We start from the raw sequence: 16,199 nt of genomic DNA, 5'->3' as shown, positions 1-16,199 counted from the left end.
CCTGGCACGGACCGGGGTGGTGCGCGCGTCGGGGGCCAGCCGTAGGGTGAGCGCGTGGAGTTCCCGGGGGAGGCGGCCGGCGCGCGTGACGCGTCGACCTCTCCGGGGTCACCCCGGGGCACGCAGGACCAGCAGGACGACACGCCCCGAGCAGGCGAGCGCGCTCCTCGCGCGACGCTGCACGGAGGCACCGACAGGTCCTCCGGGAACCCCACGCCCCTCTCCGTCGTCACCGCGGCGCTGGCCGATGCGTTCCTGACGGCCGAGCGGTGGGCGGCGGACGAGCTGGCGGCCGCCGGGTACGTGGTCGTCGGCGTCGAGCGCGCGTACGTCGGGCTCGCGGTCGCCGCTGCGCTCGAGGCGTACCCCCGGCCACCGGTGGACGCTCCGCGCCAGCTCGCCGCCGTGCTCGCCGTCGCACCCCGGCTCGTGGCGCTGCACCGGTCGCGCGAAGACCGCCGGCCGGTCCGTGTGCTCGTGCGCCGAGCCACCGCGGTGCGTGCCCGTCCGGAGACCGCGAGCCCGTTGCTCGTCGACACCCTGCCCGAGCTCGCCCGGGAACTCGACCTCACCGTCGGCCGGCTGCTCTGGCTCGCCGACACCCGCGCGTGGAACCGTCGCTCCGGGCCCTCGAGCCCGCTCCACCACTACCGGCACGAGTGGATCACCCGACCCGGTCGAGCACCGCGCCTGCTCGAGAAGCCGATGGACATGCTCCGCCGCACGCAACGGACGATCCTCGACGAACTCCTGACGATGCTGCCCGTGCACGACGCCGCGCACGGGTTCGTGGCCGGGCGGAGCGTCGTCACGGGAGCGGCCGTGCACACCGGCCAGCAGGTGGTGGTCACCGCCGACCTCACGTCGTTCTTCGCGAGCGTCAGCGCCCCGACGGTCTACGGTGTCTTCCGGGCCGCTGGGTTCGCTGAACCGCTCGCGCACGTGCTGACCGGCCTCTGCACCCACCGGGTGCCGGTGCACGTGCTCAGCGCGATGCCCGCCGGTGGCTCGCCGGAGGAGCGCCACGCGCTCCGCCAGGCGCTGGCGACGGCGCACCTGCCCCAGGGCGCACCGACGTCGCCCGCGCTGGCGAACACCTCGCTCCGGCACCTCGACGCCCGGCTGGCCGGGTGGGCCGGCGCCGTCGACGCGGTGTACACCCGCTACGCCGACGACCTGACGTTCAGCGGGGGCGACCAGCTCGCCGCGCGACCGGACGCGTTCCTGCGGGGCGTCGACCGGATCGTGACCGAGCAGGGGCACCGCCTCAACCCGTCGAAGACCCGGGTGCGGCGCCGCGGGGACCAGCAGTCGGTCACGGGCGTCGTCGTCAACGAGCGGACCTCGCCCGGGCGCCGCGAGGTCGACCGGCTGCACGCCGTCCTGCACAACGCCGTGGTGCACGGGCCGGCCTCCCAGAACCGCGCGGGACACCCCGAGTTCCGGGCGCACCTGCTCGGGCGCATCGGGTGGGTCGAGCAGGTCAACCCGGGCCGGGCCCGACGGCTCCGCGAGGAGTTCGCGCGCATCGTGTGGTGAGGCCGTCCGCGCACCGTGTGACGTCCGGTTGCGCTCGGTTGCCCCGCGTTGCGTCGCCCTGCCGATCGCCGCGCGCACCTGGGTAGCGTGCCGCCATGTGTCCGAGTGAGCTTCCGGCCGACGACCGCTACGACGCGCTGATCGCGCCGCTCCGGCCGGTCATCGAGCGGATCGGTCTCGACGCCCGCCAACGGGAACGTGAGGAGCGTCTCGCCACGGACCAGCTCGGCTGGCTCGTCGACGCCGGCTTCGCACGGTGGCGGACGCCGGTCGCGTGGGGCGGGGTCGGTGCCCGTCTGTCCGACGTGTTCCGGGCGATCGCCGAGATCGCCGAGGTCGACCCGAGCCTGGCGCACGTGTGGCGGAACCACTTCTCGTTCGTCGAGGACCGCGTGCACGCCGAGGGCACCGCGTTCGACCGTGCGATCGTCACGCGGCTCGGCGACGGCGAGTTCGTCGGCGGCGGGTGGAGCGAGTCGCCGAACACGACCGGGGTCGACCTCACCACGCGCATCGTCCGTGACCCGGACGGGTCCTGGCGGTTGACCGGTCGGAAGTTCTACTCGACGGGCAGCGTGTACGCCCGGTGGATCACGGTGCTGGCGGTCGACGACACCGGCGCGAAGTCCGTCGCGCTCGTCGACGCTTCCGACCCCGGTGTGCTGATCGGCGACGACTGGGACGGCTTCGGCCAGCGGATCACCGGCAGCGGGAGCGTGACCTACACCGACGTGCCGGTGCCCGACGAGCGGGTGCTGCCGTACGCGACCCGGTACCCGTACCAGGAGCAGTACTACCAGACGGTGATGCACGCGATCCTGGTCGGCATCGGCCGAGCTGCCCTGCGCGAGGGCGTCGAGGCGCTGCGGTCCCGGGCGCGCGGACACCACAACGGCACCGCGGCGGATCCGACCCACGATCCGGAGCTGCTGGGCGTGATCGGCACCGTCGATGCCCGGGTGCACGCCGCCGACGCCGCGTTCGCCGCGAGCCTCGGCCCGGTGGACGCGGCTGTCGACCGGCACACCGCCCTGCGTGCGGCCGGTGCGGACCCGTCGACGGACCCGGCGCTGCGTGCGGCGCTCGAGCGCAGCTGGGTCGCGGTGGCGCGCGCCCAGACCATCGTCACGGACGCCGTGCTCGACGCGACGACGCTCGTGTTCGACGCGCTCGGGTCCTCGGGGACGTTCCGCTCGCTCGGTCTCGACCGGCACTGGCGGAACGCCCGCACCCTGGCGTCGCACAACCCGCGCGTGCACAAGCGCCGCATCGTCGCCGACCTGCTCGTCAACGGTGCGAGTCCGCTGGACCGCTGACGGCAGGCCGCTTCGCCGTAACGGACCGTCACGGGGCGCAACCCGCCGACACCTGCGTGCAGCGTGCCGAGGTGAGCACCTACGGTCGGTGCACCGGCTCGCCACGGACGCTGGGGAGGTGACCGTGGCGGGCCGTTCTGCGCACCTCGAACGGGAGGACCACCGTGACCACCGCGCCCAGCGCCCCCGCACCACTCGTCGTCGCCGTCCCGGACGCGGACCTCGCCGCGGCGGCCGCCACACCCGGCGGCATCGCCCGACTCGCGGTCCGCATCGTCGGTTCCGGAGCCGCCGTCGTGGCGATCGGCACCGATCGCCTCGACCCCCTGACGAGCACCGGTCACCGGCTGGACCCGACGACCGCGGCGCTCACCCTCGGCCGTGCCCTGCCGGAGCACGGGTTCCTCGTCGCCGTGGCACCGACCCGCGAGCACCCGTACAACGTCGCCCGTCGGGTGCTCTCGCTCGACCACGTCCTGGACGGCCGGGTGGGCATCGTCGTCGGCGCCCGGGACCACGGCGCACCGAGCACCGGAGCCCCGAGCACCGGCGCACCGCACGACCCTGCCGAGTTCGCCCGGGTGCTCCGCGGGCTGTGGCGCACCTGGCCGCTCGACAGCATCGTCGGTGACCGCGCGTCGGGTGTCTTCGCGCACACCGACCGGATCCGACCGCTCGACCACGACGGCGGACCGGACGGCTACCGCGTCCGGGGACCGCTCACGACGCCGTCGAGCCGGCAGGGCGAACCCGTCCTCGCGGTCTGGCACGACGTCGACGTGCTCGGAGCGGACCTCGTGCTCGGGGGCGCGGCGCACCCGCTCGCACCGCTGCCGGGGGCGACGGACGGGGCGGAGCCGCACCGGGCCTCCCGGTCGACCGTGACGCGACCTCCACGACCGACGCGACCGACACGACCGACACGTCCGACGCTCCGCGCCCTGCTCGGGCTGGCCGTGCCGGACGCCGCGGCGGTGACCGCGTGACGGGCGCTGGCGGCGACGCCGGCCTGATCCTCGGCGTGAACCTGCAGGGCTTCGGGCAGCGTCCGGCGGCCTGGCGCACCCAGGACGTCGACCCGACCGACCTGCTCACGGCGGCGTTCTGGGGCGACCTCGGGCGCACCGCCGAACGCGGGCTGCTCGACATGGTCTTCTTCGCCGACCACCCGGCGTTCGGCGACCCGAACGTCCGCGCCTACGGGCTGCTCGAGCCGTTCGTGGCGCTCGGGGCGATCGCCGACGCGACGAGCCACCTCGGGTTGGTCGGCACCGCATCGACGACGTACAACGACCCGTTCGACGTCGCCGAGCGGCTGCTGTCGCTGGACACGGTGTCCGGCGGGCGCGTCGCCTGGAACGCCGTCACCACCTACGACCGCTCGGTCTCCGCCAACTTCGGTGTCGCGACGAACCCCGACCGGCCCGAGCGGTACGCCCGCGCAGGGGAGTTCGTGGACCTCGTGACGGCGCTCTGGCGGTCCGCCGCGACGGGGGAGCCGGTCGTCCACCACGGCGAGTTCCTCGACCTCGAGGGCGTGCTCCGGGTCCCACCGTCGGCGCAGGGGCACCCGGTCGTGTTCCAGGCCGGGGGATCGCCGCACGGTCGTGACCTGGCGGCGCGGGTCGCCGAGGGCGTCTTCGCCGTCGAGCTGACGCCGGAACCCGCCCGCGAGCACCTGCGTGCGGTCAAGGTCGCCGCCGAGACGTACGGCCGGAGCGCAGCGGACGTCGCCGTCGTGCCCGGACTGTCGCTCGTGCTCGGCAGCACCGAGGCCGAGGCGCAGCGCCGGTTCGACGAGCTCGAGGCCCTCGCGCCGGACGGCTACTCGCTCCGGGCGCTCGGCACGCACCTCGACGCCGACCTGTCGGGGCTCGACCCGGACGCGCCGATCCCGTCGGCAGTCCTCGACCGCGAGGTCGACCCGGTCACCTACGGGCCCTCGCTCGGCTACCACGAGACGGTCGTGCGGTGGGTGCGCGCCAACAACACCTCGTTGCGGGACGTGCTGCGGGGCTTCGGCGGGTACGGCGCCCGGATCGTGGTCGGCACGCCCGAACAGGCCGCCGACACCATCGAGGACTGGTACCGCAGCGGTGCCGCCGACGGCTTCAACCTGATGATCGACGAGTTCCCGCGGGGCCTCGAGACCGTCGTGGACGAGCTCGTGCCGATCCTGCAGCGCCGCGGGGTGTTCCACCGGTCGTACGAGGACGTGACGTTGCGCGGGCGGTTCTCGGCGCGCGCCCGGGGGCTCTGACCTCGCACCGTGCGAGGTCCGCGGTGCGGCCGCGCTGCCGCACGGTGCGAGTGCGCCCAGCTGGTGCGAGGTTGGTCGCACCGTGGGGGCTTGCAGCCGCTCACGGAGCGAGCAACCTCGCACCGACCGACGGAGGCCGCACGGTGCGGACCGCGCGCCCGCGCCCCGCGTGACGCCGTGTGACGGCCGGCCGGCGGCACCGTGTCACACGGCGACACCGCCGGTCACGGTCCGCAACACCCGTCGCCTCGGGGCCCCGACCGCCCTAGCGTCGCCGACATGACCGACTACCTCGACCGCGAACAGGACAAGACCTTCACGAAGGTCTACAAGCAGCAGACCCCGGACATCCTCAAGGCCTTCGTCCAGTTCGACGAGTCGGTGTTCCAGGCCGAGGGCCGCGCGATCCCGCTCAAGTACCGCGAGCTCATCGCCCTCGCCGTCGGCATCACCACGCAGTGCGTCTACTGCATCGACGGTCACAGCCAGCGCGCCGTGACGGCCGGTGCGACCGAGGCTGAACTCGCCGAGGCCGCCTGGGTCGCCACGGCCATCCGCGCCGGCGGTGGGTTCGCGCACGGCCGACTCGGCTTCAAGTTCGGCGCCGACGCGGCACCGGCCGCCGCCGCCCACGCCGCCCACACCCACTAGGAGGACTGCCATGCCCGACCGCATCACCCTCGTCACCGCGCTGCAGGGCGCCGGCTGGCACCCCGCCGCCTGGCGCGTCGCCGGCCCGGCCGCGCAGCGCCTGTCGAGCCTCCGGCACTGGCGCGACGTCGTCGTCGAGCAGGACCGGCTCGGCATCGACGCCGTCACCATCGAGGACTCGTTCACGGCGGGCCCGACGGCTGCCGACCACGACCTCGACACCACGACCGTCGTCGGACGGCTCGACGCCCTCCTCGTCGCGAACGCGGTCGCCCCCGCGACCCGCGCCGTCGGTCTGGTGCCGACCGTCTCGGTGACGCACACCGAGCCGTTCCACGTCGCCACGGGCCTCCAGACCCTCGACCACGTCTCGCTCGGGCGAGCCGGGTGGCGGATCCAGGTGAGCCCGACGACCCGCGAGGCGGCCCTGTTCGGCCGCCGCCTCGGCGGCGACACCGCCGCCGACCTGTTCGACGAGGCCCGCGAGGCCGCCGAGGTCGTGTCGCGCCTCTGGGACAGCTGGGACGACGACGCGATCATCCGCGACGTCACGACCGGCCGGTTCATCGACCGCGACCGGATCCACAACGCCGAGTACGCGGGCCGTCACCTGTCCGTGCACGGCGCGTCGATCGTGCCGCGGTCGCCGCAGGGCCGGCCGCCGGTCTTCGCCCTGGCCCACCGCGTCGACGCTGCGGCGTTCGCCGTGGACGCTGCGGACGTCGTGCTGGTCACGCCCGGCTACGACGGACGGGAGGCGCGGGACCTGTTGGACGAGGTCCGTCACCTCGAGCAGGTGGCCGGGTCGGACGTCCGTCGTCCGGTCCTCGCCGACCTCGCGGTGCTGATCGGGTCCTCGACCGCTGCCGCGGCCGACGAGCTCGCCGCGCTCGACGCCGCTGCCAGTGCCCCGTACGCCGTCGGCTCCGGGTCGGACACGTCCGTGCTCGCGACGACGGTTCCCGAACTCGTGTCGCTGATCGGGGACCTTCGGGGCCTCGGCTTCGCCGGCGTCCGGCTCCGCCCGCTGCGCATCCCGATCGACAGCACCGCCATCGCGAGGCAGCTCGTCCCCGCCCTCGTCACCGCCGGGCTCCGCGCCGACGTGGCGTCCCGTCCCACGGCCGACCTGCGCACGCGGCTCGGCATCGCCCCGGCGGTCAGCCGGTACGCGTCCGCACCCGCCGGTTCCGTCTCCGTGGAGGTCTCAGCATGAGCACCAAGCGTCAGGTCCACCTCGCCGCACACTTCCCCGGCGTGAACAACACCACGATCTGGAGCGACGACCGCGCCGAGAGCCAGATCGCGTTCTCGTCGTTCGAGCACTTCGCCCGCAACGCCGAGCGCGGGTTCTTCGACTTCCTGTTCCTCGCCGAGGGCCTGCGGCTCCGCGAGCAGAAGGGCCGCGTCCACGACCTCGACGTCGTCGGGCGTCCGAACACCCTCGCGGTCCTGGCTGCCCTGGCCGGGGTCACCGACCACATCGGGCTGGTCGGCACCCTGCAGACGACGTTCAACGAGCCCGTGGAGCTCGCGAAGCAGCTCGCCACGCTCGACCACCTGACCGACGGTCGTGCCGGCTGGAACGTCGTGACGAGCTCGGACGCGTTCCACGGCGCGAACTTCCGCCGCGGCGGGTTCCTCGACCACGCCGACCGGTACACGCGCGCCGCTGAGTTCATCGCGCTGTCCCGCGAACTCTGGGACTCGTGGCAGGCCGACGCCGTCGTCGCCGGCACCGCCGCGGTCGGCGCGCTGGCGGACGGCGTGTTCGCCGACCGGTCGCGCATCCGCGACGTCGACCACCACGGCGCGCAGTTCGACGTCACCGGCACGTTCCCGGTGCCCCGCAGTCCGCAGCGGCACCCGGTGATCGTGCAGGCCGGTGACTCCGACGAGGGGCGCGACCTCGCCGCCACGAACGCCGAGGTGATCTTCTCGCTGCACACCGAGTTCGACGACGCGCAAGCGTTCTACCGCGACGTGACCGAGCGGCTCGAACGGGTCGGACGATCGAAGGACGAGCTGCAGATCCTGCCCGGCGCGACGTTCGTGATCGGGTCGTCGGCGGAGGACGCCGAAGAACGGTCGAACGCCATCCGTCGCGCCCAGGTCAGCCCGGCCACGGCGATCGCGTTCCTCGAGCAGGTCTGGAACCGCGACCTGTCGTCGTACGACGTCGACGGCCCGCTGCCGACGATCGAGCCCGACTACGAGGGCAGCGCGATCACCCGCGGGCGCGCACGGCACACCCGCGACGTCCCCGCCCTGGTGCAGTCCTGGCGGGACCTGGCCGAGGCCGAGCACCTGTCGATCCGCGACCTCGTCATCCGCGCCTCGACCCGCGGCGGGTTCGTCGGGACGGCGTCGCACATCGCCGCCGAGATCGACCGGTACGTGCAGGAGCGCGCCACCGACGGGTTCGTCGTCGTGCCGCACACCAACCCGTACGGCCTCGACGAGTTCGTCGACACGGTCGTCCCGCTGCTGCAGGAGCGCGGTGTCTACCGGCAGTCCTACGACGAGGGTGCGACCCTCCGGCAGACGCTCGACCTGCCCGGCACGATCCGCGACCGTTCGGCCGCCGCACGCACGGCCGCTGCGGCGGGTCCGGCGCGTGCGGCAGCGTCCGCCGGGGTGCTCGCGTGACGGTCTCGAGCCTGGCGATCCTCGTCCCCGGCAACTTCGAGGACGACGCCCCCGTCGACGGCCTCGAGGCCACCCTCGACCTCTTCGCCACGGCGGAGCGGCTCGGCGTCGACGGTGCCTGGGTCCGGCACCGGCACCTCGAGCACGGCATCGGCTCGGCCGCGGTCTTCCTGGCGGCGGCGTCGCAGCGCACCACGTCCATCGAGCTCGGCGTCGCCGTCGTGCCGATCGGGTGGGAGAGTCCCTTCCGCCTGGCCGAGGACTTCTCGCTCGCCGACGTCCTGTCGCACGGTCGGCTGCAGGTCGGGCTGTCCACCGGGTCGCCGCACGCCGAGATCCTCGGCGACCTGGTGTTCGACGGTGACTGGCGCGCGTTCGACCGTGGGTACGGGCGGGTCTCCCGGTTCGTGGAGAACCTGCGCGGCGCGTTCCTCGGCGCGGACGACACCGTCATCCAGAGCCCCGGGAACGTCCAGCGCCCCCGGTTGCAGCCCTACGCCCCGGGTCTGGTCGACCGGGTCTGGTACGGCGGCGGGTCGCTCCGGTCGGCCTCCTTCGCGGGCAGTTCCGGGCTCAACCTGCTGCTCGGCAACCTCACCTCGGGCGAGGGCACCGACGACTACGGCACCGCCCAGCGGAACCAGCTCGCGGCGTACCGCGCCGCGCTGCCGACCGGGCGAACGCCCCGCGTGGCCTGGGGCCGGTGCGTCGTACCGACCGACTCGGCCGACCGGGTCTCGCGCGAGCGGTACCGCACCTGGTACGAGTCCCGTCTCGCACGGCAGACCGCGCCCCAGGGACCGCGGCGGACCCTGTTCTCCGCCGACCTGGTGGGGCCCGCCGAGCAGATCGTCGAGCAGCTCGTGCACGACGCCACGCTCGCCGAGGTCGACGAGTTCCGGATCGAGCTGCCCTACGAGTTCGCCGGTGACGAGTACGAGCAGATCGTCTCGGACGTCGTGGCGAAGGTGGCACCGGCGCTCGGGTGGACGCGTGCCCGGACGGCGGTGGCTGCATGACCCGCTACGTGCTCTCCCGCATCGGCCAGGCCGTGCTCGTGCTCTGGGCGGCGTGGACGATCTCGTTCTTCGTCCTCTACGTGCTGCCGAGCGACCCGGCCCGGATCATGGTCGGTCCGGACGCCACCGACGTCACGGCGGCGCAGCTCGACGCGCTCCGGCACCAGTACGGCCTCGACCAGTCGGTGCTCGTGCAGTACGTCCAGCACCTCGGCGCCCTGCTCACCGGCGACCTCGGCCGCTCGATCGGGGTCGGTCGACCGGTCGCCGACGTCATCGGCGAAGCGATCGCGCCGACCGCCCAGATCGCGGTCGCCGGCCTCGTGCTCGCGATCGTGTTCGGCGGCGGGATCGCGGTCCTGGCGACGTGGACCCGGAACCGGGCCCTCGGCCAGTTCCTGCTCCAGCTGCCCCCGATCGGCGTCGCCGTCCCCGGGTTCTGGTTCGCGCTGCTGCTGGTGCAGTGGTTCTCGTTCGGGCTGCACGTGTTCCCGGCATTCGGTGGCGAGGGCCCAGCGTCGGTCGTCCTGCCGGCGATCACCCTGGCGCTGCCGACCGGTGCCACGATCGCCCAGCTGCTGTCGAAGTCCCTCGTCCAGACGCTCCGCGAGCCGTACGTGGACACCGCCTACGCCAAGGGCGCCGGGCGGTGGCGGGTGCAGCTCCGGCACGCGCTCAAGAACGCTGCGCTGCCCGCACTCACCGTGACGGGACTCATCGTCGGGCAGCTGTTCTCCGGCACCGTCGTCACCGAGACGGTGTTCTCCCGCCCGGGCCTCGGCCGGGTCACCGCCACCGCCGTGCAGCAGCAGGACATCCCCGTCGTGCAGGGCATCGTGCTGCTCGCCGCCGCGGTCTTCGTCGTCGTGAACCTGGTCGTCGACCTCGTGTACCCGCTGCTCGACCCACGCGTCGTCGTCGCCGGCAGCCGTCGGAAGCTCCGCGACCACGACGGAGCGACACCGGGAGCGACGCCCGGCACCACCCCGTCCAGCGCCACCGAACCGAAGGCGGTCCCCGCATGACCGAGACCACGCAGCTCGCGATCGGCCGCCCCGTGTCGCTCACCACCGACCGCCTCCCCGGCGGCACCACGACGGCGCTCCGCGCGCTCGTCGCCCGTCCGACGCTCACCATCGCCATCGTCTGGCTCGCCCTCGTCGTCCTCGCCGCGCTCCTGCCCGGAGCGCTCACCCACCACGACCCGCTCGCCGCCGATCCGGCCGCCAAGCTCACCGCTCCCGACGCCGCGCACTGGTTCGGCACCGACCAGCTCGGCCGCGACCTGTACGCCCGCGTCGTGCACGGCACCGCGCTCACGCTGCAGGCCGCGGTCCTCGCGATCGTCATCGGCCTGGTCGGCGGCTCGCTCATCGGGCTCGTCGCCGGCTTCGTCGGCGGGGTCGTCGACGCCGTGCTCATGCGCGTCGCCGACGTCCTGCTCGCGATCCCGAGCCTGCTGCTCTCGCTGACGATCGTCACCGTGCTCGGCTTCGGTACCGTGAACGTCGCGGTGGCGGTCGGCGTCGCGAGCATCGCCACGATCGCCCGCATCATGCGTTCCGAGGTCGTCCGGGTCCGCACCGCGCCGTACGTCGAGGCCGCGAGCGCGAACGGCAACCGCTGGTGGCGCGTGCTGCTCGTGCACGTGCTGCCGAACGCGGCCGGTCCCGTCCTGGTGCTCGCCGCCCTCGAGTTCGGCACCGCGATCCTCGCCGTCTCCAGCCTGAGCTTCCTCGGCTACGGCGCGCAGCCACCGCAGCCCGAGTGGGGTTCCCTCGTCGCCACCGGGCGCGACTACATCGCGTCCTCGTGGTGGCTCACGACCATCCCCGGCCTGGTGATCGCCGTCACGGTGCTCGCCGGCAACCGCGTCGCCCGTGCGCTCGACACCGAACGGAGGGCCTTCCGATGAGCCTGCTCAGCATCCAGGACCTGACCGTCACCTACGGCCGCGGCAGCAGTGCGCGCACCGCGCTCCACGGCGTCTCGCTCGAGGTCGGCCGCGGCGAGCGCGTCGCCATCGTCGGCGAGTCCGGTTCGGGCAAGTCGACGACGGCGCACGCGGTCCTCCGGCTCCTGCCCGCAGCGGCGGACCTGACGGGAGGCACTGTGCGGCTCTCCGGGGCGGCCGACGGATCCGGGGACCTCGACCTGGTCACCGCGACCGACCGCCAGGTGCGGTCCGTGCGCGGCGTCCGGATCGGCTTCGTGCCACAGGACCCGACGGTGTCGCTCAACCCCGTGACGCGGATCGGCACCCAGGTCGCCGAGGTGCTCCGGATCCACGGACTCGCCACCGACGCCGAGGCCCGGGAACGCGCCGTCGAGGAGCTCCGCCGTGCCGGCATCGACCGTCCCGAGCTCCGCGCGCGGCAGTACCCGCACGAGCTCTCCGGCGGGATGCGGCAGCGGGTGCTCATCGCGATCGCCCTGATCGGCGACCCCGAGCTGCTCGTGGCGGACGAACCGACGAGCGCGCTCGACGTCACGGTCCAGCGCACGATCCTCGACCACCTGGACCGGCTCGTCGCCGAACGGGGCACGAGCGTGCTGTTCATCACGCACGACCTCGGGGTCGCCGCCGACCGGGCCGACCGCATCGTCGTGATGTCCGAGGGACGGATCGTCGAGCAGGGCACCCCGGCCGAGGTGCTCGGCGCACCCCGTGAGCCGTACACGCGCGCGCTGATCGCAGCGGCGCCCAGTCTCGACGACGTGACCGCGTCCGTGGGACGCGAGCCGGGCCTCCCGTCCGACCGCCCCGACCCACTCGTCGTCGCGACCGGACTGCGGAAGTCCTTCGACCGCGTGACCGCCGTCGACGGGGTGGACGTGACCGTCCCGCGGGGCCGCACCCTGGCGCTGGTGGGGGAGTCCGGGTCGGGCAAGTCGACCACCGCGCGCCTCGTGCTCGGACTCGAACGCCCGGACGCCGGCCGCGTGCGGTTCGACGGTGCCGACGTGGGCGGAGCCCGCGGTGCGGCGCTGCGGGCGTACCGGCGGCAGGCGCAGTTCGTGCAGCAGAACCCGTACGCGGCGCTGCACCCGCGGCTGTCGGTGGGGGCGGTGATCGCGGACCCGCTCGCGGCCTTCGGCATCGGCACCCGGCGGTCCCGTACGGCTCGGGCGGCGGAGCTGCTCGACCTCGTCGCGCTGCCGTCGTCCGTGCTCGGTCGTCGACCGGCGGAGCTGTCCGGCGGGCAGCGGCAGCGTGTGGCGATCGCCCGCGCGCTCGCACTCGACCCGTCGTTCATCGTCCTCGACGAACCCGTCTCCGCCCTCGACGTGTCCGTCCAGGCGCAGATCCTCGACCTGCTCGCGGAGCTGCAGTCGACGCTCGGCGTCTCCTACCTGTTCATCTCGCACGACCTCGCCGTCGTCCGTCGCATCGCGCACGAGGTGTCCGTCCTGCGGGGCGGCCGCGTCGTGGAGCACGGCGACGTGGCGCAGGTGCTGCACGACCCGCAGCACGAGTACACGCGCGCACTGCTCGACGCGATCCCGGGACGATCCCGGCGCGTCCCCACCACCGAAGGAGTCTCATGACCACCCACCGCACCCCGTTCCGTCTGGTGGCCGCGATCGCGGCCGGCACCGCGGCGGCCCTGGTCATGGCGGGCTGCTCATCGGGCGGTACCGCGTCGACGTCCTCGTCGTCGAAGCCCGTCGACGGCGGCTCGCTCACCTACGCCATCGCGAACGACCCGATCACGCTCAACCCGACGGGTACCGGCGCGGGCAACGACACGCTCGCGATCACGCGGCAGCTCGTCGACTCGCTGCTCTGGCAGGACCCGTCCGACGGCTCGCTCAAGCCGTGGCTCGCGACGAAGTACTCGGCGAACGCCGACGCCACCGCGTTCACGTTCGACCTGCGCTCCGGTGTCACGTTCTCGGACGGCACCGCGTTCGACGCGACGGCCGTCAAGGACACCTTCGACGACATCGCCTCGGCCGGCGCATCGAGCACGGCCGCCGCGTACTTCTCCGGCTACGAGGGGACGAAGGTCGTCGACGACGACACGGTCGAGGTCGACTTCGGGGCGCCGAACGCCGCGTTCCCGAACGCCACGTCGTCGGTCGCCCTCGGCATCGTCGCCCCGAAGACCACCGAGACCCCGTTCGAGGACCGCGCCGACGGGAAGGCCGTGATCGGGACCGGACCGTTCACGCTGCAGTCGTACACGAAGAACACGTCCACGATCCTGACGAAGCGAAAGGACTACGACTGGGGTCCCGCTGCCCGCGGCGGCTCCGGGGCAGCTCACCTGTCGAAGGTCACGTTCCAGGTCGTGCCCGAGGCGAGCGTCCGTACCGGCAGCCTGCAGTCCGGGCAGCTCGACGCGATCAGCAGCGTGCAGCCGAGCGACGTCGACACCCTGCAGGCGCAGTACGACCTCGTCACCCGCGCCAACCCGGGCCAGGTGTTCGGGCTGACGTTCAACCAGAAGCGGCCGATCGTGTCGGACCTCGCAGTCCGGAAGGCGATCGCACAGGCCGTCGACCCGAAGGCGGTCCGCGACACCTCGCTGAACGACCTGTTCAAGGTCGCGGACTCGGTCCTCGGGTCGACGACGCCCGGGTACGCGGACACGTCGTCGGGGTCGGCCGCGTCGTCGGGTTCGGCCGCGTACGACCCCGCCGCAGCGAAGAAGGCGCTCGACGCCGCTGGCTGGGAGAAGGGCTCCGACGGCATCCGCTCGAAGGACGGCACGAAGCTGCACCTCAAGCTCGTCTGGATCACGAACTTCGGACCGAACCAGACGTCCCTCGAGCTGATCCAGCAGGAGCTCGGGAAGGTCGGCGTCGGCGTCACGCTCGAGAGCGGGACCGTGCCGCAGTACCTCGCCAACCTGACGAGCGGCGACTGGGACCTGTCGTGGGACAACAGCTCGCGCGCCGACGGTGACGTCCTGCGGTCGAAGTTCTCCAGCTCGGGTGCACAGTCGATCGGCGCATCGGACGAGACGCTCGACGCGCTCTTCACGAAGGAGCTGTCGCAGTCGTCGGCGTCCGACCGGTCGGCCACCTTCGGGGAGATCCAGCAGCGCATCGCGTCGCAGGTCGACTTCGTCCCGGTGCACGAACTCACCAGCATCATCGCGCCGGCGACGGACGTGCACGGCATCGTCTTCGGGGCCGACACCCGGCTCGACCAGCTGACCGGCGCGTGGAAGGACGCCTCGTGAGCGCCGCTCGTTCCGTCCCGCTCTCGGTGCTCGACCTGGTGCCGGTCACCGCCGGGTCGTCCGCAGCCACGGCGCTGCACCGCACCGTCGACCTGGCCGTCGCCGCGGAACGTGCCGGGTACGCCCGCTACTGGCTGGCCGAGCACCACCTCAACCCCGGTGTCGCGGGCAGCGCGCCGACCATCGTGATCGGAGCGGTCGCCGCGGCCACGTCGACGATCCGGGTCGGCAGTGCGGCGACGCTCGTCGGCAACGTCCGCGGGCTGCAGATCGCCGAGACCTTCGGCACCCTCGCGGCGCTGTACGGGCCGCGGATCGACCTCGGGCTCGGCCGCTCCGGGGCGCCGGCACCCGGCACCCCCAAGCCGCCGTCGCTCGCGCCCCGTTCGGACGAGGTCGTCGACGGACTGCTCGTGCCCGCACCGTTCGACTTCCACATCGCACCGGGCAGCCGGTTCGCCCTGCAAGGGGAGCTGCTCGGACGCGTCCCCGGTGACGTCGACCGGTTCGAGGGCGAACTGTCGCTCATCCGGGCGCTGTTCGCCGGCACCTGGTCGCGGGACGGCGCCGTGGTCGAGGCGCCGCCGGCAGCAGGAGCGTCCGTCGAACTGTGGATCCACGGGTCGACCGGCGGTGAGAGCGCCCGGGTCGCCGGAGCACTCGGACTGCCGTACGGCGCGAACTACCACACGTCGCCCGGCACGGTCCTGGCGTCGGTGCAGGCCTACCGCGACGCGTTCCGCCCGGGGGTGCTCGAGGCACCGCACGTCATCGTGTCGGCGGACGTCGTCGTCGGGCGCACGGAGGCCGAGGCCGCGGAGCTGTCGCTCGGGTACGCGGAGTGGGTGCACTCGATCCGCTCCGGCGTCGGGGCGATCGAGTACCCGACGCCGTCCGCGGCACGGGCTGCGCCGCTCGCTGCGGCAGAGGCGGCGTCGGTCGCCGATCGGCTCGCCACCCGGTTCGTCGGCGACGCTGCGGCCGTCGCGGACCGCCTCGAGGTCCTGCAGCGGGCGACCGGCGCTGACGAGCTCCTGGTGACGACGATCACGCACGACCACGACGCCCGGGTGCGTTCGTACGAGCTGCTCGCGGCGGAGTGGGCGGCGCGGGGTGCTGGTGGTGACGCCGGTGCTGCGGGTGCTGGTGCTGTGCGTGCCGGGGCTGGCGTGGGTGCCGGGGTGCGCTGACCGTACGGGTCCGTGTCGACCCGGAACGACGAGCTCGATGTCGCACGACATCGGGCTCGTCGTTCGTGCGCGCGTGCAACCGGCGGCGCGTGCAACGAGCGACACCGTGGTCGTCGTGCGACGTCGACGATGTCGTTCGGGGTCGGTGCGCGTGCGGCCGGTGCGTGTGCATGTTCCGACGATCCACCTGTTGATCGTCAGGTGGATCGTCGTCTCTTGCGCATGCATCGAGTGCGCGTGCATGTTCCGACGATGCACGCGTCGATCGCCTCGTGGAATGTCGGACGATGCGCGCGCAACGAGCGAGATCGTGGTCGTCGTGCGACGTCGACGATGTCGTTCCGCATCGGCGCCGACCACCCGCGCGCGCACAGAACGACTCC

General features: G+C 73.4%; 13 protein-coding genes. All 13 read left to right on the top strand.

What is annotated here, in order from left to right; all coding sequences use genetic code 11:
- The first annotated feature begins 54 nt into the window (after positions 1–54).
- Positions 55–1,539 carry a reverse transcriptase family protein gene (locus ITJ69_RS07315; protein ID WP_194672445.1) on the top strand — a complete coding sequence of 495 codons (1,485 nt, stop codon included), beginning with the start codon at positions 55–57 and terminating at the stop codon, positions 1,537–1,539.
- Between the two features lie 95 nt (positions 1,540–1,634).
- Positions 1,635–2,855, top strand: coding sequence for an acyl-CoA dehydrogenase family protein (locus ITJ69_RS07310; protein WP_111085635.1), 1,221 nt, complete (start codon positions 1,635–1,637; stop codon positions 2,853–2,855).
- Positions 2,856–3,019: 164 nt separating this feature from the next.
- A complete protein-coding gene (locus ITJ69_RS07305; RefSeq protein WP_194672444.1) occupies positions 3,020–3,841 on the top strand; it encodes an LLM class flavin-dependent oxidoreductase in 822 nt (273 codons plus the stop codon).
- On the top strand, positions 3,838–5,115 hold the full coding sequence (locus ITJ69_RS07300) for an NtaA/DmoA family FMN-dependent monooxygenase (protein WP_323743051.1): 1,278 nt from the start codon (positions 3,838–3,840) through the stop codon (positions 5,113–5,115). The genes ITJ69_RS07305 and ITJ69_RS07300 overlap by 4 nt, the downstream gene beginning before the upstream one ends.
- 279 nt (positions 5,116–5,394) lie before the next feature.
- Complete coding sequence (locus tag ITJ69_RS07295; RefSeq protein WP_194672443.1) at positions 5,395–5,766, top strand: carboxymuconolactone decarboxylase family protein; 372 nt, start codon at positions 5,395–5,397, stop codon at positions 5,764–5,766.
- A gap of 10 nt (positions 5,767–5,776) precedes the next feature.
- A complete protein-coding gene (locus ITJ69_RS07290; protein ID WP_194672442.1) occupies positions 5,777–6,982 on the top strand; it encodes an LLM class flavin-dependent oxidoreductase in 1,206 nt (401 codons plus the stop codon).
- Positions 6,979–8,415: an NtaA/DmoA family FMN-dependent monooxygenase gene (locus tag ITJ69_RS07285; protein ID WP_194672441.1), complete on the top strand. Its 1,437-nt coding sequence runs from the start codon at positions 6,979–6,981 to the stop codon at positions 8,413–8,415. Before ITJ69_RS07290 ends, ITJ69_RS07285 begins: the two co-directional genes overlap by 4 nt.
- Entirely contained in the window at positions 8,412–9,434 is a 1,023-nt protein-coding gene (locus tag ITJ69_RS07280; RefSeq protein ID WP_194672440.1) for an LLM class flavin-dependent oxidoreductase, read from the top strand. Before ITJ69_RS07285 ends, ITJ69_RS07280 begins: the two co-directional genes overlap by 4 nt.
- On the top strand, positions 9,431–10,459 hold the full coding sequence (locus ITJ69_RS07275; RefSeq protein ID WP_194672439.1) for an ABC transporter permease: 1,029 nt from the start codon (positions 9,431–9,433) through the stop codon (positions 10,457–10,459). The genes ITJ69_RS07280 and ITJ69_RS07275 overlap by 4 nt, the downstream gene beginning before the upstream one ends.
- Positions 10,456–11,349 carry an ABC transporter permease gene (locus ITJ69_RS07270; protein WP_194672438.1) on the top strand — a complete coding sequence of 298 codons (894 nt, stop codon included), beginning with the start codon at positions 10,456–10,458 and terminating at the stop codon, positions 11,347–11,349. The genes ITJ69_RS07275 and ITJ69_RS07270 overlap by 4 nt, the downstream gene beginning before the upstream one ends.
- Entirely contained in the window at positions 11,346–12,983 is a 1,638-nt protein-coding gene (locus ITJ69_RS07265) for a dipeptide ABC transporter ATP-binding protein (protein ID WP_194672437.1), read from the top strand. The genes ITJ69_RS07270 and ITJ69_RS07265 overlap by 4 nt, the downstream gene beginning before the upstream one ends.
- The gene (locus tag ITJ69_RS07260; protein WP_228505121.1) at positions 12,980–14,626 is read left to right on the top strand and encodes an ABC transporter substrate-binding protein; all 1,647 of its coding nucleotides are present in this window, start codon (positions 12,980–12,982) and stop codon (positions 14,624–14,626) included. The genes ITJ69_RS07265 and ITJ69_RS07260 overlap by 4 nt, the downstream gene beginning before the upstream one ends.
- Entirely contained in the window at positions 14,623–15,816 is a 1,194-nt protein-coding gene (locus tag ITJ69_RS07255; protein WP_194672436.1) for an LLM class flavin-dependent oxidoreductase, read from the top strand. Before ITJ69_RS07260 ends, ITJ69_RS07255 begins: the two co-directional genes overlap by 4 nt.
- The last annotated feature ends 383 nt before the right edge of the window (positions 15,817–16,199 follow it).

Source organism: Curtobacterium sp. VKM Ac-2887 (assembly GCF_015350935.1).
Lineage (GTDB): Bacteria > Actinomycetota > Actinomycetes > Actinomycetales > Microbacteriaceae > Curtobacterium.
This window is presented reverse-complemented; position numbering and strand designations above follow the sequence as displayed.

What these genes read in the sequence shown, in the direction of transcription:
- ITJ69_RS07260 (WP_228505121.1), top strand. Translation starts at nt 12,980, where the DNA reads ATGACCACCCACCGCACCCCGTTCCGTCTGGTGGCCGCGATCGCGGCC.
- ITJ69_RS07270 (WP_194672438.1), top strand. Translation starts at nt 10,456, where the DNA reads ATGACCGAGACCACGCAGCTCGCGATCGGCCGCCCCGTGTCGCTCACC.
- ITJ69_RS07275 (WP_194672439.1), top strand. Translation starts at nt 9,431, where the DNA reads ATGACCCGCTACGTGCTCTCCCGCATCGGCCAGGCCGTGCTCGTGCTC.
- ITJ69_RS07295 (WP_194672443.1), top strand. Translation starts at nt 5,395, where the DNA reads ATGACCGACTACCTCGACCGCGAACAGGACAAGACCTTCACGAAGGTC.
- ITJ69_RS07285 (WP_194672441.1), top strand. Translation starts at nt 6,979, where the DNA reads ATGAGCACCAAGCGTCAGGTCCACCTCGCCGCACACTTCCCCGGCGTG.
- ITJ69_RS07265 (WP_194672437.1), top strand. Translation starts at nt 11,346, where the DNA reads ATGAGCCTGCTCAGCATCCAGGACCTGACCGTCACCTACGGCCGCGGC.
- ITJ69_RS07290 (WP_194672442.1), top strand. Translation starts at nt 5,777, where the DNA reads ATGCCCGACCGCATCACCCTCGTCACCGCGCTGCAGGGCGCCGGCTGG.
- ITJ69_RS07310 (WP_111085635.1), top strand. Translation starts at nt 1,635, where the DNA reads ATGTGTCCGAGTGAGCTTCCGGCCGACGACCGCTACGACGCGCTGATC.